Genomic DNA, 17,770 nt, shown 5'->3' with positions numbered 1-17,770 from the left:
CCGGATCAGCCGCGCAGGGCCGGGATGACCTTCTCGCCGTAGGTGTCGATGGTGGCTTCCCTGGCGTCGTGCATGTTGTAGACCGCGAACTGGTGCACGCCAAGGGACTTCAGGTGTTCCAGGCGTTCGACGTGCTTCTCCGGCGGGCCGATCAGGCAGAAGCGGTCCACGATCTCATCGGGCACGAACTCGGTGTCCGGGTTGCCCGCGCGGCCGTGGTGGCTGTAGTCGTAGCCCTGGCGGCCCTTGATGTAGTCGGTCAGCGCCTGCGGCACGATGCTGGAATCGCTGCCGTAGCGGGCCACCAGGTCGGCCACGTGGTTGCCGACCATGCCGCCGAACCAGCGGCACTGGTCCCGGCCGTGCGCCAGGTCGTCGGTGACGTAGGCAGGGGCGGCCACGCACATGGTGAGCGAGTCGGGGTCCCGCCCGGCCTGCTCGGCGGCGTCCCGGACCGCCTTGACCATCCACTCGGTGAGGAACGGGTCGGCCAGTTGGAGGATGAACCCGTCGGCGACCTGGCCGGTGAGCGCGAGGGCCTTGGGGCCGTAGGCGGCCATCCAGACCGGCAGCCTGCCCTCGCGCACCCAGGGGATGCGCACCTCCTGGTCGCCGATGGCGGTGGCGCGGCCCTCGGCCAGGTCACGGATGACCTTGATGGACTCGCCGAGGCGGGCCAGCGTGTTCGGTTTGTTCCCGATGACGCGCATGGCGGAGTCGCCCCGGCCGATGCCGCAGACCGTGCGGTTGCCGAACATGTCGTTGAGGGTGGCGAACAGCGAGGCGGTCACCGACCAGTCGCGGGTGCCGGGGTTGGTCACCATCGGGCCGACCACCAGGCGCTCGGTCTGCGCCAGGATCTGGCTGTAGATGACGAAGGGTTCCTGCCACAGCACGCAGGAGTCGAAGGTCCAGCCGTAGTCGAAGCCCGCCCGCTCGGCCCGCTTCATCAGCTCGACCACGGCCGAGGCCGGTGGATCGGTCTGCAGCACCAGTCCGAAGTCCATTGTGTCCCCTCAACTCAGCGGTTCTGCGGAAACCCCAGGTCGACACTGCTGGTCGCCGGGTCGGGCCAGCGGGTGGTGACGACCTTTCCCCTGGTGTAGAAGTGCACCCCGTCCTCACCATAGGCGTGGTTGTCGCCGAACAGCGAGGCCTTCCACCCCCCGAACGGGTAGTACGGCACCGGCACCGGGATGGGCACGTTGACCCCGACCATCCCGGCCTCGACCTCCAGCTGGAACTTCCGGGCCACCCCGCCGTCCCTGGTGAAGATGGCCACCCCGTTGCCCCACTGGTTGTCGTTGACCAGGCCCAGAGCGTCCTCATAGGACGGTGCGCGGACCACGGAGAGCACCGGGCCGAAGATCTCGTCCCGGTACACGCTCATCGCCGGGGTGACGTGGTCGACCAGGCTGACGCCGAGCCAGAAACCGTTGTCGTGCCCCGGAACCGACAGCCCGCGGCCGTCCGCGACGACCGTCGCGCCTGCCGCCGCACCAGCCTCGACGTAGCTGGCCACCCGGTCGCGGTGCTCGCGGGTGATCAGCGGACCCATGTCGGAACCGGCGTCGGTGCCGGGGCCGATGGTGAGGCGGGCGATGCGGTCCTGGATGCGGCGGACCAGGTCGTCGCCGATGCCGCCGACCGCGACCAGCACGGAGACCGCCATGCAGCGTTCGCCCGCCGAGCCGTAGGCGGCGGAGACGGCCGCGTCGGCGGCCAGGTCCAGGTCGGCGTCGGGCAGCACCACCATGTGGTTCTTCGCCCCGCCAAGGGCTTGCACGCGTTTCCCGTTGCCGGTGCCGGTCCGGTAGATGTGCTTGGCCACCGGGGTGGAGCCGACGAAGCTGACCGCGGCCACGTCCGGGTGCTCCAGCAGGCGGTTGACCGCGGTGGCGTCGCCGTGCACCACGTTGAGCACGCCGTCGGGCAGTCCGGCCTCGGCCATCAGCTCGGCCACCCGCAGCGCCGCGGAGGGGTCCTTCTCACTGGGCTTGAGCACGAAGGTGTTGCCGCAGGCGATGGCCAGCGGGAACATCCACAGCGGCACCATGGCCGGGAAGTTGAACGGGGTGATGCCGGCGACCACGCCGACCGGCTGCCGGATGGAGTGCACGTCCACGCCGGTGGAGGCGCCGATGGACAGGCCGCCCTTGAGCAGCTGCGGGATGCCGCAGGCGAACTCGACCACCTCCAGGCCGCGGGAGACCTCGCCGGCCGCGTCCGAGGTCACCTTGCCGTGCTCGGCGGTGAGCAGCGCGGCGATCTCCTCGCGGTGGCGCAGCAGCAGTTCCCGGTAGGCGAACAGGATCCGGGTGCGGGTGGCCAGGGAGGAGGTCCGCCAGGAGGCCAGCGCGTCCTTGGCCGCGGCCACCGCACTGTCCACTTCGGACACATCGGCGAGCGCGACCCTGGCGGTCTGCTCGCCGGTGGCCGGGTTGGTGACCAGGCCGAAGCGGCCGGAAGTGCTCTCGACGGTCTTGCCGCTGATCCAGTGGTTGATCGTGCGCATCGGGGTCCTCACACCAGGTACTGACACGTGTCGCGCTTGAGGAAGGAGCCGTGGCCCTTGCTGCCGAGGTACCGGTTCTCCGAGATGACCACCTTGCCCCTGGAGAGCACCACGTCCACCTTGCCGGTGATGGTCTTGCCCTCGTAGCAGGAGTAGTCGACGTTCATGTGGTGGGTCTCGGCGGAGAGGGTCTGCCTGGCCTTGGGGTCGTAGATCACCACGTCGGCGTCCGCGCCGGGGGCGATGGTGCCCTTGCGCGGGTACAGGCCGAACATCCGAGCCGGGGTGGCGCAGGCCAGCTCGATCCAGCGCTTGCGGCTGATGTGCCCGTCCACCACGCCCTGGTGCAGCAGGTCCATCCGGTGCTCCACGCCCGGCAGGCCGTTGGGGATCTTGGAGAAGTCGCCGAGGCCGAGCTCCTTCTGGCCCTTGAAGCAGAACGGGCAGTGGTCGGTGGAGACCACGGAGAGGTCGTTGGTGCGCAAGCCCTTCCACAGCTCGGCCTGGTGCTGCTCGGGTCGCAGCGGGGTGGAGCAGACGTACTTCGAGCCCTCGAAGCCCGGGCGCGCCAAGTCCTCTGTGGACAGGTACAGGTACTGCGGGCAGGTCTCGGCGAAGGCGTTGACCCCGTTGTCCCGCGCCCTGGCCACCTCGGCCAGCGCCTCGGCCGCGGACAGGTGCACGATGTAGACCGGCGCGCCCGCGACCCTGGCCAGCTGGATCGCGCGGTGGGTGGCTTCGGCTTCGAGGAGGGCGTGCCGGACCTGGCCGTGGAAGCGCGGGTCGGTCTCCCCGCGCTGCAACGCTTGTTCGATCAGCACGTCGATGGCGATGCCGTTCTCCGCGTGCATCATGATCAGGCCGCCGTTGTCCGAGGCCCGTTGCATGGCACGGAGGATCTGCCCGTCGTCGCTGTAGAACACGCCGGGGTAGGCCATGAACAGCTTGAAGCTGGAGATGCCCTCGCCGACCAGCTGGTCCATCTCCTTGAGCGTGTGCGCGGTGACCTCGCCCATGATCATGTGGAAGCCGTAGTCGATGGCGCACTGGCCGTCGGCCTTGGCCTGCCAGGCGTCCAGGCCCTCGCGCAGCGACATGCCGGGGGTCTGCACCGCGAAGTCCACGATGGTGGTGGTGCCGCCCCAGGCCGCGGCGCGGGTGCCGGTCTCGAAGGTGTCGGAGGCGAAGGTGCCGCCGAAGGGCAGCTCCATGTGGGTGTGGCAGTCCACGCCGCCGGGCAGCACGTAGCGGCCGGTGGCGTCCAGCACGGTGTCCGCGCCGGTGGACCAGGACTCGGCCAGCCCCGACTCCGGCGCGGCCAGCGCGGCCACCTTCTCGCCTTCGATGAGCACATCGGCGAGCAGTTCGTCGGCGGCGGTGACGACCAGTCCGTTGCGGATCACGGTGCGGCTCATGCCGATCCCTCCCCGGCCACGGTCAGCGCGTGCTTGAGCACCCGCAGCCCTTCCTCGGCCTCGGACCGGGTCAGGGAGAGCGGCGGGGCGATGCGCAGCACGTTGTTGTGCAGGCCGCCCTTGCCGATCAGCAGCCCGCCTTCCCGCGCCACCTCAAGGGCCTTGGTGGCCGCGGCCGGGTCCGGGTCGAGGGTGCCGGGCCTGACCAGCTCGACGCCGAGCATCAGGCCCTTGCCGCGCACGTCGCCGACCGCGGGCAGCGAACCCTTGGCGGACAACAGTTCCTGCTTGAGCCAGCCGCCGACCTCGCGCGCGTTGGCCTGGAGGTCGTTGTCCAGCGCGTAGCGCAGGTTGGCCAGTCCGGCGGCCATGGTGATCGGGCTGCCGCCGAAGGTGGACAGCGAGTTCGCCTTGAGGGTGTTCATGATCTCCGCGCGGGCGATCACGCCGCCGATGGACATGCCGTTGCCCAGGCCCTTGGCGAAGGTGACGATGTCCGGGGTCGCGCCGTGCGCCTGCCAGCCCCAGAAGTGCTCGCCGGTGCGGCCCCAGCCGGTCTGCACCTCATCGGCGATCCAGAGGATCCCGTGCTCGTCCAGCACTTCCTTGAACGCGCCGTAGAGTCCGTCCGGCGGCACGCTGAACCCGCCGACGCCCTGGATCGGCTCGGCGATCAGCGCGGCCGCGTTCTTGTCGCCCTGGTCGAGCACATCGCGCAGATCGTCCACACAGGACTGGATGTAGTCGGCGTCGGAGAACTCCCGGAACGGCCCGCGGAACCGGTTGCCACCGTGCACATAGGACACTTGGAACGGCGACAGGCTGGTGGTGGACCAGCCGGAGTTGCCGGTGATGGACACCGCGGAGAAGGAGCGCCCGTGGTAGCTGTTGCGCATGGCCAGCACCTGGTTGGACCGCCGCACACCGGTGGCCAGCAACAGGGCCGCGTCGTTGGCCTCGGTGCCGCTGGCGGTGAAGAACACCCGCGCGTCCGGGATGCCGGAGATCGCCGCGACCTGCTCGGCCAGCTCCACCATCGGCCTGCTCAGGTACACCGTGGAGGTGTGCAGGATCTTCCCGGCCTGCTCGGTGACCGCCTTGGTCACCTCGGGCAGGGCGTGCGCGGTCATCGTGGTCAGGATGCCGCCGAAGAAGTCCAGGTAGCGGTTGCCCTCGCTGTCGTAGACGTGCCTGCCCTCGCCGCGGTCCAGCTCGATCGGCTCGGCGTAGTAGGCGGACAGCCAGCTGGGCAGGACCGCCTGGCGGCGGGCGTACAGCTCCGCGTGCGCTCCCATGTCAGCCCTCCGTCAGGGTTCCGTAGGCGTCCGGGCGGCGGTCCCGGTAGAAGGCCCACTGCTGGCGGACCTCGTCGATGAGGTCGAAGTCCAGGTCGCGGACGACCAGCTCCTCCTCGGTGCTGCTGGCCACCTCGCCGACCATCTGGCCGCGCGGGTCGACGAAGTAGCTGGTGCCGTAGAAGTCGTTGTCGCCGTACTCCTCCACGCCGACCCGGTTGATCGCGGCCACGAAGTACTCGTTGGCCACCGCGGCGGCCGGCTGTTCCAGCTGCCACAGGTAGGCCGACAGGCCGCGGCTGGTCGCCGAGGGGTTGAACACCAGTTGCGCCCCGGCCAGGCCGAGCGCGCGCCAGCCCTCGGGGAAGTGCCGGTCGTAGCAGATGTAGACGCCGATCCGGCCGACCGCGGTGTCGAAGACCGGCCAGCCGAGGTTGCCCGGCCGGAAGTAGTACTTCTCCCAGAAGCCCTTGACCTGCGGAATGTGGTGTTTGCGGTACTTGCCGAGGTAGCTGCCGTCGGCGTCGATGACCGCGGCGGTGTTGTAGTAGAAGCCGGACTGCTCGACCTCGTAGACCGGCACCACCAGCACCATGCCGGTTTCCTTGGCCAGCGCCTGCATGCGCTTGACGGTCGGGCCGTCGGGCACCGGCTCAGCCCACTTGTAGTGCTCGGCTTCCTGCACCTGGCAGAAGTACGGCGCGTTGAACACCTCTTGGAAGCCCATGACCTTGGCGCCCTGGGCGGCCGCGGTCCGCGCCGCGCGCTCGTGCGCCTCGATCATCGAGTCGGTGTCGCCGGTCCACTTCAGCTGGCAGATCGCGGCTCGAACCACGTTGACCACAGCTTTCCCCTCGCTTCCGGTCTGGGCGTCGGGGTCGACCCCGGCAACCTATGAAGCCCATCACTCTGGTGCAATAGGCTGATTGTTACCGAACATAAATTCACCCGGGCGCCGTGCGGTTACCGTCTTGGGCGTGACGACTGCGAACCGCCTGCGCACCGACCGGCTGCCCGGCCTGGTGACCACCGCCTACACCTTCGACGTACCGGTTGATCATGCTGATCCGCAAGGGGAGCACCTGAGCGTGTTCGCCCGCGAGGTGGTCGCCACCGGCCGGGAGAAGGACGAGCTGCCCTGGCTGATGATGTTGCAGGGCGGCCCCGGCCACCCCTGCGAACGGCCGACCGCGCCCAGTCCGTGGCTGGGCCGGGCGTTGCAGGACTACCGGGTGCTGCTGCTGGACCAGCGCGGCACCGGGCTGAGCAGCCGGGTGAACCGGCAGACGCTGCCACTGCGCGGGGACGCCAAGGCGCAGGCCGCCTACCTCGGGCACTTCCGGGCCGACTCGATCGTGCGGGACGCCGAGCTGGTCCGGCAGGCGCTGATCGGTGAGCAGAAGTGGAGCATCTACGGCCAGAGCTTCGGCGGGTTCTGCTCGCTGACCTACCTGTCGCTGTTCCCCGGCTCCCTGCGCGAGTCGCTGATCACCGGTGGGCTGGCCCCGCTGAGCGCCACCGCGGACGAGGTGTACCGGGCGCTGTACCCGAGGGTGCGGGAGAAGAACGAGCGGTTCTTCGCCCGCTACCCCGGTGACCAGGAGATCGCCCGCAAGGTGGTCGAGCACCTGCTCGCACACGACGTCCGACTGCCCACCGGGGAACGGTTGACCGCGCACCGGTTCCAGACCCTGGGCATGGGCTTCGGCACCCAGCGCGAGTTCGACTCGCTGCACTACCTGCTCGAAGCGTCCTTTGTGGACGGTGTCGGCGGCCCGGAGCTGTCGGACTACTTCCTGGCCCAGGCCGGGGCCCGGCTGTCCTTTGCCAGCGCGCCGCTGTACGCGCTGGTGCACGAGGCGATCTACAACCAGGGCAGCGCCTCGGACTGGTCGGCGCAGCGGGTGCGCGCGGAGTTCCCCGAGTTCGACCTGGAGGGCGACGGCCCGGTGCTGTTCACCGGCGAGATGATCTACCCCTGGCAGTTCGACGAGGACCCGGCGCTGACCCCGCTTAAGGAGACGGCCGAGATTCTTGCCGCCCGCACCGACTGGGGACCGCTGTACGACCCGGAGGTGCTGGCGCGCAACGAGGTGCCGGTGGCCGCGGCGGTCTACTTCGACGACATGTACGTGGACGCGGAGTACTCCCTGGCGACCGCGAAGGCGGTGCGCGGCACCAAGGTGTGGGTGACCAACGAGTACGAGCACGACGGCGCGGGCCGGTCGGCCGCGGTGCTGGACCGGCTGATCAAGATGGCCCGCGGCGAGCTCTGACCCGCCGGTCACCCACTCCCGGTCAGCCCACGAACAGCAGACGGTTGGCAGTTCCCGGCTTCAGCCCGGTGATCTTGCCCTTGGTGGCCCCGTCGACGAGGTGCTTGTTCACCTCGGCGACGGTGGCCTTCGGGTGCGCGCCAAGGTAGATCGCGACCGCACCGGCCACGAACGGCGCGGCCTCGGAGGTGCCGTCGTGCACCGCGGTCGCGGTGTCGGACTTGCTGTCGGCCACCGGGATTGCCGCGCCGGGGGCGAACACGTCGACGCAGGACCCGATCGCGGAGTGCTGCCACACCTGGTCGGTGCGGGTCACCGAGCCGACGGTGAGCGCGCCCGGCACCCTGGCGGGGGAGTTCTGGCAGGCGTCGGTGGGCGCGTTGCCCGCGGAGACCACCACCGGCACCCCGGCGTCGAGGACCTGCTGCACGGCGGCGTCCAGGGTCGAGGACTTCGAGCTGCCCAGGCTCAGGTTCAGCACCGCGGGCTTGACCGCGTTCCTGGCCACCCAGCGGATCGCCTCGACCACGTCCACCCGCCCGCACAACGCCCGCAGCGACAGGATGTTGGCCTTGGTCGCGGTCCGTGCGGCGATCGAGGCGACCCCGGTGCCGTGCGAGGCGCAGTCCCCGCCGACGCCCTCCGGGTCGTAGACGGTGCGCGCCCGGCCGCCGAATGCCTCGTGCGTGGTGCGGATCCCGGTGTCCAGCACGTAGATGTTGACCCCCGCGCCGGTGCCGGGCGCGGTGTAGCCGCCGTCGAGCGGCAGCGCGCGCTGGTCGATGCGGTCCAGGCCCCAGTCGAGCGGGGCGGCGGAGGCGGCGGGGGCGAAAGCGAGCGCGCCGGTCAGCACGGCGGCGAGCAGGGGGAGGGTGCGTCGGTGCAGGGTGGTCATGCGCCCGACTGTGCGTTGTGGACGCGCGGGCGGGTACCGACGTAAGTCGCCGGGGTTTCACTTCGGCGGTCCGTTTTGAACAGCTATCCCCAGGTGAGCGGGTCGAGGTGGAGGTAGAAGCGCTGGCGCGGGGTGTCCAGGTCGATGCCGTAGCGCGCGGCGAATGCCTCGTCGGCGGCGCTGGCCTGGGCCTCGTCGGCCCAGGTCTCGCGGGAGTTGGCCAGCAGCAGGGAGAGGTCGGCGTAGCGGTCGGCCCGGCCGAGGCGGCCCAGGTCGATGAACCCGGCCACGGTGAGGGTGTCCGGGTTGAGGATGATGTTGGGCAGGCACAGGTCGCCGTGGCAGATCACGGTGTCCGCCGCTTCCTGCCCCAGCCGCTGTCCGACCTGCTCGGCGATCCGCGCGAGCAACGCGATCGGTGGCGTGTCCTGCTGCTCGACCGGCAGGAAGTCGGGGTTGACCGCCTCGCGCGCCACCACGTCCTGGGCCAGGGCGAACATCCGGGTCAGTTCGCGGCTGAACGGGCAGTCCGCCGCGGGCAGGTCGTGCAGGGCGCGCACCGCCTCGGCGATCGACGGCCAGGCCCGCCACAGGTCCTCGGGCGACGCATGGTCCGCGGGCACGCCGGGCACCGCGCTGGTGACCAGGCAGGCGCCGTTGTCGTCGCTGGTCCAGTCCAGCACCCGGGGGCCGGGGATGCCGGTGCCGCTGAGCCAGTCGACGCGATCCCGTTCCTGGGCGAGCGAATCCTGTTGCCCGGCGGCGACGTGTTTGGCATAACGCCGACCGTCAGGACTGCGCTTGACCACCGCGCCGGACTCGCCACTGGTGATGGACGCCCACACGGTGATCATGGTAGCTGGTTGACTTGGCGGGGCGGAGGGAGTTGAGCGATGGACGGTGCGCTGACCGGGCTGGCGGAGAACCCCGCCGCGCCGGAGGACGTGCTGTTCCGGCTCGCCGCCGAGCCCTCGGTCGCAAGGCGGTTGGCCTGGCGGCGGGAGCTGCCCGACCCGGTCGTCGAGTGGCTGCTCGCGCACGGTGATCCGGACATCGCCTTCGCCCTGGACTCCTGGTTCCAGACCGAGACCACGCGGCAGCGCATCGCGACCCACCCTGACCCCCGCATCCGCGAGGCACGCCGGGCGAGCATCGAGCACGACGTCCGCAACGGTGACTGGGTCACGCCGGCGGATCTCGACTTCTACGGCGGGCTGGTCACCCTGGCCCGGCACCAGGATCCGGTGTTGCGGGCGGCGGTGGCGCGGTCCTGGGTAGAGATGCCCGAGGAGCTGCGGCGGGAGTTGCTCCTCGACCGGGACCCCGCGGTCCGTGCGCTGGCCGCGGGTGCGGCGCATCCGCCGGTGCCCGCGGACCTGCTGCCCCGGTTGCTGGCGGATGAGGCGACCCGGCAGCGGGTGGCGGCCTACGCGCCGTTGACACCGGCGGCGGTGCGGGACTGCCTGGCCGGGGACGAGGACCTGCGCGCCGAGCTGGCGGTCAACCCGGAGCTGCCGCTCGGGGCGCGGGATCAGCTGGCGGTGGATCCGAGTCCGTGGGTGCGGGCCAAGGTGCTGCTCCGCCGGGACCTGGCCGTGGACCACCGCGAGCAGTTGTACCGGGCGCTGGTGGCCTCGCAGCGGGCGGAGCAGGACGAGGTGCGGTTCGCGCTGGACAACTTGGAGCACGAGCGGCCGGCCTGGCTCGCGGAGCTGCCCCTCGACGACCGGATCGGGTACCTGGACTCGCCGATCCCGTGTTTCCGGCGGACCGCCGCGTCCTCGCCGGATCTGCCGCCAGAAGTGATGCGGCGGTTGGACGAGCATCCGGATGTCGAGGTGCGGCGGATCGTCGCGCACAGGCCGGACTGTCCCGGTGAGGTGCTGGCGACGCTGGTCATCGACCACGGTGAGCGGCGCGAGGAGCCGTTGCTCGTGCGGCACCCCAACTTCCCGGCCGAGGCGCTGCCCCGGTTGGCCGCTGCCGCGCAGCCGCACCGGCGGGCGCTGGCCGCGGTTCGCGAGGACCTACCGGAGGAGTGCCTGGTGCGGCTGGCCCGTGATCCGGTGGAGTTCGTGCGGGTCGCGGCGGCCCAGCACCCGCGGATTCCGTTGGCGGAACTGGAGAACCTGCTCGGGGACCGCGAGGTCGAGGTGGTGGCGGCGGCCGCGGCGAACCCGGTGCTGCCGGTGCAGGCCATGCGGGCGCTGCTGGACCGGGCGGGGTTGTAGTGGAGCCCGAGATCACCACCGCGGCGCAGGCCGCCGCGGATGAGCGGGTGGTGGCGTTCGGACGGTTGCTGGGGGCGGCGAACCGGCTGGAGCTCATCCTGGGGCGGGAGATCGAGGCCGAGTTCGGGATCAGCCACGTCGTGTTCGAGGTGCTGCTGATCCTGGGGCGCTCCGGCCCGCCGGGGCTGCCGATGCGGCGGATCGCCCAGGAACAGGTGCTCACCACCGGGGGCGCGACCCGGCTGGTGGACCGGATGGTGCGGGCGGGGCTGGTGGAACGGGTGGCCGAGCCGGGGGACCGGCGGGTGCAGCTGGTGCGGCTGACCGAGCTGGGGGAGCGGACCGCGGTGGCGGCGGCGCGCAAGCACGCGGGCAACGTGCAGCGGCTGTTCCTGGACGTGTTGCCACCGGAGCAGCGGGAGCTGTTCGCCGCTCAGTTGCGGCTGATCAGCCACGCGGCCAGGGACGCGCTGCCGCCGCTGGGTTGAAAACCGAACATCTGACGCGTCAGCTAACCTGATCGGGTGACTGTGCGGCTGGTGTACGTGCTGGATGCCTACTGCGGGTGGTCCTACGGGTTCGCCCGGACCATGGCGGAGGTGACCGCCGAACATCCCGAGCTGCCGGTGGAGGTGGTCTCCGGCGGGCTGTTCACCGGGGCGCGGCGGCGGCCGATCGGTGAGTTCGGGTTCATCCGGGAGGCCAACGCGCGGCTCACCGAGGTCACCGGGGTCACCTTCGGCGCGGGCTTCGACCGGCTGCTGGACGCGGGGGAGTTCGTGATGGACTCCGAGGCGGCCGCGCGCGGGGTGGCCGCGCTGCGCGCGCTGGCGCCGGAGCGGGCGGTCGAGCTGGTCGCCCGGCTCCAGGACGCCTTCTACCAGCACGGCGAGAGCCTGTCCGAGCCCGCCACCTACCGCGGCCTGGCCGAGCGGGCCGGGCTGGAACCGGACCTGCTGGTGGCCGCGTTCGCCTCACCCAACGCGGCGGCCGAGGCCGAGGCGGACTTCCGCTGCGCGCAGGAGCTTGGCGTGCAGGGTTTTCCGACGCTGCTCGCGGTGGACGGCGAGCGGGCCGCGACCCTGGCGGTGGGGCACGCCACCACCGAGGAGGTCATCCGTCGGCTGGCGGCGTTGCGCTGAGCCGCCGCCGGTTGACCAGCCCGGCGGCCAGCACCGCCAGCCACACCACGGCCAGCGCGATCACCAGGCCCAGCAGCACGTTCCGGTCGTGCAGGCCGGGGTTGACGTACGGGGCGAAGCTCCGCCACAGCCACGGCACGGACAGCGCGGTCAGCACCGCCGAGACCACCAGCCCGGTCACCACCGGCGTGCGCCAGGCCCGGCCGACGCGCTGACTGATCACCAGCCCCAGCAGGCCGACCACCGGGGCGACCACCGCGTCGTGCAGCACCGGCCCGCCGATCAGCCAGCCGCCCAGCGAGACGGTGTTCTCGAAGGAGTCGAACAGCAAGGGCAGCAACAGGAATCCGCCCCAGCCGAGCAGCCCCGCGCCTGCTGCGCCCAGCACCCACCTCATCCGGTCACCACCAGTCGGCCGACCCACTTGGTCTGCAACACCCCCGGCCGGCTCGGCGCGATGATCCGGCACGGATAGCCGTGGTCCAGGTCCAGCTCCTCGCCGTTGAGCCGCAAGGCCAGCAGCGTCAACGGATCACGCGCGTGCGCGGCGGGCAGCTCGCTGACCCGGTACGCGCCGCCCTGCTCCAGCGACTCCACCCGCACGGTCGCCTCCGGTCCGGCGCCGACGCTGCCGATCAGGTCGGCGATCCGGACGCCGGTCCAGGTCGCGGACTGGCTCCAGCCCTCCACACAGGCGATCGGGAGCTCCGCGGTGGTCTGCGGCAGCGCGGTCAGCTCGGCCAGGCTGAGCCTGCGCGAGCCGCCGGGGCCGGTGACCTCCAGTCGCCAAGTGTCGGTGATCCGGCCGACCCCGGCGGCGGTGGCGGTCCGGTTGACCGGAAGTCCTTGCGGGCCACGGGTGGACCGCCAGCCGAGGAAGGAAACCCCTTGCAGGCCAGGAACAGTGGCCCCCGCGGTGGCCAGCGCCGCCGCGCCCGCGGCCAGGCCGGTGCTGCGCAGGAACGCCCGCCGGGACAGTCCGGCCGCGGGTTCCTGTTGCAGGCCAACGGGTGTGCTCAGCGACTCGCGGATGACGGGTAGTTTCACCGCGATGTGCAGCAGCAGCGCGCCGACCGCGATCCAGGCCACCGCGTAGTGCGCGGTGACGAAGTAGAACCCCCACGGGTAGTTCTGCGCCACGTTGAACAACCCGGTGGCCAGCTGGAAGAACGCGGCGGCGAGCAGGGCCAAAATCGAGATCCGCTCCAGCGCGTGCGGCAGCGAGCGGATCGCGGGTTTCTCGAACAGCTTGGGGTAGACCGTCCAGAGTTTGGCCACCAGCAACGGGATCGAGACGATGCCGCTGATCACGTGCACACCCTGGTTGATCCGGAACAGGTTCACCGGCCGGGTCGGCCAGCTGAACCAGGCGGGCGGGTGCTGGATCCCGTGGCTCAGCAACCCGGTCACGAAGCACAGCCCGAACGCGATGCCCAGCCACAGCCCGATCCGGCTGGTCACCCTGGCATCGTGCGCGGCACCACGGAACTCAGGCATCGGTGACCTCCTTGCGCAGCACCGCGAACCAGCGCCCGCCGTGCTCGACGAGCTCCCGCACCCGGAACCCGCTGACCACGGCCAGCAGCCCGACCGCGTCCGCGCCGACCCAGGCCCAGTCGAAGGCGGCCCCGGTCAGCCGCACCCGTTCCCGCCGCAACCCGGTGCCCGGCTGGTCGACCTCGGTCAGGGCCAGCCCGCCCGGCGCGAGCAGCCGGTGCACCCGGCGCAGCAGCACCACCGGGTCGCCGCCGATGCCGATGTTGCCGTCCGCCAACAGGACTTGCTGCCAGCGCCCCTCGGCGGGCAGCCTGCCGAAGACGTCCCGGCACAGCGCCACCCCGCCACGGGCCGCCGTGAGCCGGACCGCGACGGGCGAGCTGTCCACGCCGAGGGCGACCACACCGCGATGGCTCAGCGCCGCGACCAGGCGGCCGGGGCCGCAGCCGAGGTCGAGCACGGGGCCGGTGCAGCGGCGCAGGAGTTGTTCGTCGGCGGGGCTGGGGGCGGCGGACCAGCGGTCGATGGGCAGGGCGAGGCGGCGGCCGTCGGGGAGGTGGAGGGTGTCGGTGGCGCCGAGCAGGGCGGCGTCGAACTCGCCGCTCACCGGGGCACCCCGGCCCGGATCGGTTTGCCCGTCGCCGCGGCCACCGCCCGCGCGAACCGCGACCCCGGCATGCCGCAGGCCACCGCGACCGCGTCCACCATGCTGTCCACATCGGACAGTTCCGGGGCCGGCCGCACCACCAGCCCCCGCTCCCGCAACGCCGCCAGCGTGCGCGCCCCGGTGTCCGGCCGCGACATCGGCACCCCGCCCAGCACCGCCGCGTCCGCCGCCCGCCGCAACCCGAGCGCCCACCACCCGCCGTCGGTCGCCGGGCCGAGCACCGCGTCCACCCCGGGTTCGGCCAGCTGCCGCAGGCATTCGACGAACAGCGCGGGGGAGAGCTGCGGGGTGTCCATGCCGACTTGCAGCACCGGCCCGCCAACCTCGTGGTGCGCGTTGGCCAGCCGCTCGCCGAAGGTCTCGCCGCGCTGGGCGAAGACCGTGCAGCCGCCCAGGATCCGGCGCAGTCCGGCCGGGTCGACCGAGCGGTCCAGGTCGCCGGTCAGCGCCACCGCCACCCGCGTTCCCGGGGTGGCGTGTGCCGCGGCCAGGGTGGCGTGCAGGCTGGCGGCGGCGATGGTAGCGGCCTGGACCGGGGTGGCCGGTGGGGTGAGGCGGGTCTTGGCCTGGCCGGGGACGGGGGCCTTGGCCACCACCAGGATCGTGGGGGTCATCGCAGCACTCCCGCCATGTCCCTGGCCGCGCGCAGGGTGCCGCGCACCGAGCCGCTGACCTTGGACCTGGTGCCAGCGGCGCGCGGCAGGTAGTCGATGTCCACTTCGGACACTGCCCAACCGGCCTCGGCGGCGCGGAGCAACAGTTCCAGGGGATAGCCGAAGCCGCGGTCGGTGACGCCGAGGGCGAGCAGGTCCTCGCGGCGGAATGCGCGGATCGGCCCGATGTCGCGGACCTGGAGACCGCGGCGGCGCAGCAGCCAGGCCAGCACCGCGTTGCCCGCGCGGGCGTGCCAGGGCCACACGCCGCGCCCGGCCGGGATCCGGCGTCCCACCGCGAGCCGGGCCCGGCCGGTGGCCACCGGGGCGACCATGGCCGGGAGCACGGCAGGGGACATGGAGCCGTCGGCGTCGAGCACGCAGACGATGTCGGTGGCCGCGTGCTCGATGCCGGTGTGCACGGCGGCCCCGTAGCCGCGGCGGGGTTCGTGCAGCACGGTCGCGCCGAGGGCGGCGGCCACCGCGGCGGTGCCGTCGGTGGAACCGTTGTCCACCACGATCGCGTGGTATCCGGGTGGGAACTGGCTGAGCACGGCTGGCAGGGCGGCGGCCTCGTTGAGACAGGGCAGCACCACGTCCACCGCGGCGGGAACTCGGGTCATGACACCGGACGTTAGAACCGTGCGGCGCGGCCGGGAACCGTTGTGCTGCTTACCAAACTATGACGAGCGGGGAGTTCTTACCGAGTTGTTTCGGACCACGGATCCACCGGGTGGCCGGCCGGTTCCGGGCCTACGGTGGCCGGGTGCCGTCTGTTGAAGACCGCCGCGACCTGTGGGCCGCGGCGGCGCTCGTGCTGCTCGTGCTGGCCGCGGTGGTCGTCGGGATCATCCTGCGCGCCAACGACGTTCCGCTCTTCGCCGGGGCCGCGCCGCTGTTCGGCGACTGGCTGCCGCACCTCGGACCCGGCACCGTGCCCTCGGTGCTGGTCGCGGCCGCGGTGGTGTGCTGGGGACCGGGGCTGGCGGATCGGTTGCCCTGGCGGGCTTTGCTGGCCGCCGGATATGCCACCGCGGTGCTCTGGACCGTGTCACTGGCCACTGTGGACGGTTGGCAGCGCGGGCTGGCCGGTCGGCTCACCACCGCGGACGAGTACCTGCACGAGGTGGGCGGGGTCACCGACATCGGCGCGATGATCGCCGGGTTCGCCGGGCGGATCCTGGACTTCCAGCCGGACTCCTGGACCACGCACGTCTCCGGGCACCCGCCGGGCGCGCTGCTGGTGTACGTGCTGCTGGACCGCATCGGCCTGGGTGGCGGCGGGTGGGCCGGGGTGGTGACGATACTCATTGGCTGCCTGGTCGCGATCGCGGTGCCGGTCACCGTGTCCGCACTGTCCGATCAGGACGGTGCGCGCCGGATGCTGCCGTTCGTGGTGCTGCTGCCCGGTTTTGTGTGGTTCGGGGTCTCCGCGGACGGCCTGTTCGCCGGGGTCACCGCCGTCGGCATCGCCTTGCTGGCGCTGGGCGGGGTGTGGCGCTCGGTGCTCGGCGGACTGCTGCTGGGCTTCGGGCTGTTCCTCAGCTACGGCCTGGTCTTGCTGGGGCCGTTGGCTTTGGCGGTGCTGATCATCGGGCGGGGCAGGTTGTTGCCCGCGGCCGGTGGGGTGCTCGCCGTGGCGGGAGCGTTCGCGCTGGCCGGGTTCTGGTGGCTGGACGGCTACCACCTGGTCGTCGAGCGCTACTACCAGGGCATCGCCACCGCCCGCCCCTACGCCTACTGGGTCTGGGCCAACCTCGCCGCGCTGGCCCTGGCCACCGGCCCGGCGCTGGCCGCCGGACTCCGCCGCACCTTCGCCGAACGGCCGAGGGCCATCACGGTGCTGGTCGGCGCGGCCCTGCTGGCGGTGCTGGCCGCGGATGTCTCCGGGTTGAGCAAGGCCGAGGTGGAGCGGATCTGGCTGCCGTTCGGGGTGTGGCTCAGCGCCGGGACGGCGTTGCCGCCCAGGCCGTCCCGGCGCTGGTGGCTGCTGGCCCAGGCGGTCACCGCGCTGGCGGTGAACCACCTGGTGCTCACGAACTGGTGAGCGCGGCCGGTCGCCGCAGTGGAGCGGTGGCGAACTCGGCCACCCCGTCCCGGAACGGCACCCGCGCCCGGTAGCCCAGCACCGCCGCCGCCTTCGCCGGATCGGCCACCACGTGCCGCACATCGCCCGGCCGCGCCCCGCCGACGATCCGCGGCGCCGGACCACTGCACGCCTCGGCCAGCGCCCGCGCCAGCTCGCCGACGGTGTGCGGCTCGCCCGAGCACACGTTCACCGCGGACAGCTCGCCCTCGGGCAGCGGGGTCTCGATGGCCAGCCGGTTGGCCAGCGCCACATCCCGCACGTGCACGAAGTCCCGCCGCTGCCCGCCGTCCTCCAGCACCACCGGCGCCTCGCCGCGTGCCAGCGAGGAGCGGAACATCGAGGCCACCCCGGCATACGGCGTGTGCTGCGGCATCCGTGGCCCGTACACGTTGTGGTAGCGCAGCGCCCACACCGAGCCGCCGGTCTGCCGCGCCCAGGCCGCGGCCAGGTGCTCCTGGGCGAGCTTGCTGGCCGCGTAGGTGCTGCGCGGGTCGACCGGCGCGTCCTCCGGCACCAGCTCGTCGGCCAGCGCGGCCCCGCACACCGGGCAGGGCGGCTCGTAGCGGCCCTCGGCCAGCTCCGCCAGCCGCCGGGGCCCCGGGCGCACCACGCCGTGCTCCGCGCAGCGGTAGCGGCCCTCGCCGTAGACCACCATCGAGGAGGCCAGCACCAGTTTGCGCACCCCGGCCCGGTGCATCGCGGCCAGCAGCACCGCGGTGCCGTAGTCGTTGTGCAGCGCGTAGGCGGGCGCGTCGCCGGGGTCCACGCCGTGCCCGACCATGGCCGCCTGGTGGCAGACCACGTCGATCCCCGGCAGCAGCTGATCCAGCAGCCCGGCGTCGGTGACATCGCCGACCACCAGGTCGGCCGGCGTCCACGGCGGTGGCCCGTCCGCGCCGTGCGCCTGCGGCAGCAGGGCGTCCAGCAGCACGGTGTCCGATCCGGACAGTGCGTCGAGGATGTGGGAACCGATGAACCCGGCCGCCCCGGTGATCAACACTCGCATGCCCCAAACGCTAGGCCGAACGACGTACCGGTGTGCGCGATCGGCGTCGGACGTCACCAAACCGTCAGAACTTGCGCACAATGCTGAGT

General features: G+C 72.0%; 18 protein-coding genes. 5 read left to right on the top strand and 13 right to left on the bottom strand.

The genetic code is table 11. From position 1 onward, the window contains the following. Window positions 1-5: 5 nt before the first annotated feature. From N8J89_RS28005 to N8J89_RS27985, 5 genes are read right to left on the bottom strand one after another with little or no spacing between them, the layout of a single operon-like run. Complete coding sequence (locus N8J89_RS28005; protein ID WP_283659995.1) at window positions 6-1,007, bottom strand: TIGR03842 family LLM class F420-dependent oxidoreductase; 1,002 nt, start codon at window positions 1,005-1,007, stop codon at window positions 6-8. Window positions 1,008-1,021: 14 nt separating this feature from the next. After that, complete coding sequence (locus N8J89_RS28000) at window positions 1,022-2,515, bottom strand: CoA-acylating methylmalonate-semialdehyde dehydrogenase (RefSeq protein WP_283659994.1); 1,494 nt, start codon at window positions 2,513-2,515, stop codon at window positions 1,022-1,024. An 8-nt stretch (window positions 2,516-2,523) separates the two neighbouring features. Next, complete coding sequence (gene hydA / locus N8J89_RS27995; protein ID WP_283659993.1) at window positions 2,524-3,930, bottom strand: dihydropyrimidinase; 1,407 nt, start codon at window positions 3,928-3,930, stop codon at window positions 2,524-2,526. Continuing rightward, window positions 3,927-5,225, bottom strand: coding sequence for an aspartate aminotransferase family protein (locus N8J89_RS27990; RefSeq protein WP_283659992.1), 1,299 nt, complete (start codon window positions 5,223-5,225; stop codon window positions 3,927-3,929). The genes hydA and N8J89_RS27990 overlap by 4 nt, the downstream gene beginning before the upstream one ends. 1 nt (window position 5,226) lies before the next feature. Next, on the bottom strand, window positions 5,227-6,069 hold the full coding sequence (locus tag N8J89_RS27985) for a nitrilase-related carbon-nitrogen hydrolase (protein WP_283659991.1): 843 nt from the start codon (window positions 6,067-6,069) through the stop codon (window positions 5,227-5,229). A 133-nt stretch (window positions 6,070-6,202) separates the two neighbouring features. Between N8J89_RS27985 and N8J89_RS27980 the strand changes: the two genes are divergently transcribed. Then, a complete protein-coding gene (locus tag N8J89_RS27980; protein ID WP_283659990.1) occupies window positions 6,203-7,501 on the top strand; it encodes an alpha/beta fold hydrolase in 1,299 nt (432 codons plus the stop codon). 22 nt (window positions 7,502-7,523) lie between these two features. On the opposite strand, the gene N8J89_RS27975 is transcribed toward N8J89_RS27980, so the two are convergent. Together N8J89_RS27975 and N8J89_RS27970 are read right to left on the bottom strand one after the other, a co-directional pair. Continuing rightward, window positions 7,524-8,396 (bottom strand): S8 family peptidase, encoded by an 873-nt coding sequence (locus tag N8J89_RS27975; RefSeq protein WP_283659989.1) that lies wholly within the window; start codon window positions 8,394-8,396, stop codon window positions 7,524-7,526. A gap of 83 nt (window positions 8,397-8,479) precedes the next feature. After that, complete coding sequence (locus tag N8J89_RS27970) at window positions 8,480-9,250, bottom strand: APH(3'') family aminoglycoside O-phosphotransferase (RefSeq protein WP_283659988.1); 771 nt, start codon at window positions 9,248-9,250, stop codon at window positions 8,480-8,482. 39 nt (window positions 9,251-9,289) lie between these two features. Between N8J89_RS27970 and N8J89_RS27965 the strand changes: the two genes are divergently transcribed. The 3 genes from N8J89_RS27965 to N8J89_RS27955 are packed head-to-tail and all read left to right on the top strand — an operon-like array spanning window position 9,290 to window position 11,769. Further along, the gene (locus N8J89_RS27965; RefSeq protein ID WP_283659987.1) at window positions 9,290-10,627 is read left to right on the top strand and encodes a hypothetical protein; all 1,338 of its coding nucleotides are present in this window, start codon (window positions 9,290-9,292) and stop codon (window positions 10,625-10,627) included. After that, a complete protein-coding gene (locus N8J89_RS27960; RefSeq protein WP_283659986.1) occupies window positions 10,627-11,115 on the top strand; it encodes a MarR family winged helix-turn-helix transcriptional regulator in 489 nt (162 codons plus the stop codon). Before N8J89_RS27965 ends, N8J89_RS27960 begins: the two co-directional genes overlap by 1 nt. 36 nt (window positions 11,116-11,151) lie before the next feature. Then, window positions 11,152-11,769, top strand: a complete 618-nt coding sequence (locus tag N8J89_RS27955) for a DsbA family protein (RefSeq protein WP_283659985.1) — start codon at window positions 11,152-11,154, stop codon at window positions 11,767-11,769. Here N8J89_RS27955 and N8J89_RS27950 read toward each other — a convergent pair. From N8J89_RS27950 to N8J89_RS27930, 5 genes are read right to left on the bottom strand one after another with little or no spacing between them, the layout of a single operon-like run. Continuing rightward, the gene (locus tag N8J89_RS27950; protein WP_283659984.1) at window positions 11,741-12,166 is read right to left on the bottom strand and encodes a hypothetical protein; all 426 of its coding nucleotides are present in this window, start codon (window positions 12,164-12,166) and stop codon (window positions 11,741-11,743) included. The two genes, N8J89_RS27955 and N8J89_RS27950, sit on opposite strands and share 29 nt — an antisense overlap. After that, window positions 12,163-13,266, bottom strand: coding sequence for a molybdopterin-dependent oxidoreductase (locus tag N8J89_RS27945; protein WP_283659983.1), 1,104 nt, complete (start codon window positions 13,264-13,266; stop codon window positions 12,163-12,165). The genes N8J89_RS27950 and N8J89_RS27945 overlap by 4 nt, the downstream gene beginning before the upstream one ends. Further along, window positions 13,259-13,873 carry a methyltransferase domain-containing protein gene (locus tag N8J89_RS27940; RefSeq protein ID WP_283659982.1) on the bottom strand — a complete coding sequence of 205 codons (615 nt, stop codon included), beginning with the start codon at window positions 13,871-13,873 and terminating at the stop codon, window positions 13,259-13,261. The genes N8J89_RS27945 and N8J89_RS27940 overlap by 8 nt, the downstream gene beginning before the upstream one ends. Next, window positions 13,870-14,547, bottom strand: a complete 678-nt coding sequence (locus N8J89_RS27935) for a TIGR04282 family arsenosugar biosynthesis glycosyltransferase (RefSeq protein WP_283659981.1) — start codon at window positions 14,545-14,547, stop codon at window positions 13,870-13,872. The genes N8J89_RS27940 and N8J89_RS27935 overlap by 4 nt, the downstream gene beginning before the upstream one ends. Beyond that, on the bottom strand, window positions 14,544-15,209 hold the full coding sequence (locus N8J89_RS27930) for a glycosyltransferase family 2 protein (RefSeq protein WP_283659980.1): 666 nt from the start codon (window positions 15,207-15,209) through the stop codon (window positions 14,544-14,546). The genes N8J89_RS27935 and N8J89_RS27930 overlap by 4 nt, the downstream gene beginning before the upstream one ends. A gap of 143 nt (window positions 15,210-15,352) precedes the next feature. Between N8J89_RS27930 and N8J89_RS27925 the strand changes: the two genes are divergently transcribed. After that, entirely contained in the window at window positions 15,353-16,633 is a 1,281-nt protein-coding gene (locus N8J89_RS27925; protein ID WP_283659979.1) for a hypothetical protein, read from the top strand. On the opposite strand, the gene N8J89_RS27920 is transcribed toward N8J89_RS27925, so the two are convergent. Beyond that, window positions 16,620-17,681: an NAD-dependent epimerase/dehydratase family protein gene (locus N8J89_RS27920; protein ID WP_283659978.1), complete on the bottom strand. Its 1,062-nt coding sequence runs from the start codon at window positions 17,679-17,681 to the stop codon at window positions 16,620-16,622. The genes N8J89_RS27925 and N8J89_RS27920 overlap by 14 nt on opposite strands. Window positions 17,682-17,770: the final 89 nt, after the last annotated feature.

The sequence above is a fragment of the Crossiella sp. CA-258035 genome (assembly GCF_030064675.1).
GTDB lineage: Bacteria > Actinomycetota > Actinomycetes > Mycobacteriales > Pseudonocardiaceae > Crossiella.
This window is presented reverse-complemented; position numbering and strand designations above follow the sequence as displayed.

Coding starts and splice junctions, on each gene's coding strand:
- N8J89_RS28005 (WP_283659995.1), bottom strand. CDS start 1,007: ATGGACTTCGGACTGGTGCTGCAGACCGATCCACCGGCCTCGGCCGTG.
- N8J89_RS28000 (WP_283659994.1), bottom strand. CDS start 2,515: ATGCGCACGATCAACCACTGGATCAGCGGCAAGACCGTCGAGAGCACT.
- hydA (WP_283659993.1), bottom strand. CDS start 3,930: ATGAGCCGCACCGTGATCCGCAACGGACTGGTCGTCACCGCCGCCGAC.
- N8J89_RS27990 (WP_283659992.1), bottom strand. CDS start 5,225: ATGGGAGCGCACGCGGAGCTGTACGCCCGCCGCCAGGCGGTCCTGCCC.
- N8J89_RS27975 (WP_283659989.1), bottom strand. CDS start 8,396: ATGACCACCCTGCACCGACGCACCCTCCCCCTGCTCGCCGCCGTGCTG.
- N8J89_RS27970 (WP_283659988.1), bottom strand. CDS start 9,250: ATGATCACCGTGTGGGCGTCCATCACCAGTGGCGAGTCCGGCGCGGTG.
- N8J89_RS27965 (WP_283659987.1), top strand. CDS start 9,290: ATGGACGGTGCGCTGACCGGGCTGGCGGAGAACCCCGCCGCGCCGGAG.
- N8J89_RS27950 (WP_283659984.1), bottom strand. CDS start 12,166: ATGAGGTGGGTGCTGGGCGCAGCAGGCGCGGGGCTGCTCGGCTGGGGC.
- N8J89_RS27945 (WP_283659983.1), bottom strand. CDS start 13,266: ATGCCTGAGTTCCGTGGTGCCGCGCACGATGCCAGGGTGACCAGCCGG.
- N8J89_RS27935 (WP_283659981.1), bottom strand. CDS start 14,547: ATGACCCCCACGATCCTGGTGGTGGCCAAGGCCCCCGTCCCCGGCCAG.
- N8J89_RS27930 (WP_283659980.1), bottom strand. CDS start 15,209: ATGACCCGAGTTCCCGCCGCGGTGGACGTGGTGCTGCCCTGTCTCAAC.
- N8J89_RS27920 (WP_283659978.1), bottom strand. CDS start 17,681: ATGCGAGTGTTGATCACCGGGGCGGCCGGGTTCATCGGTTCCCACATC.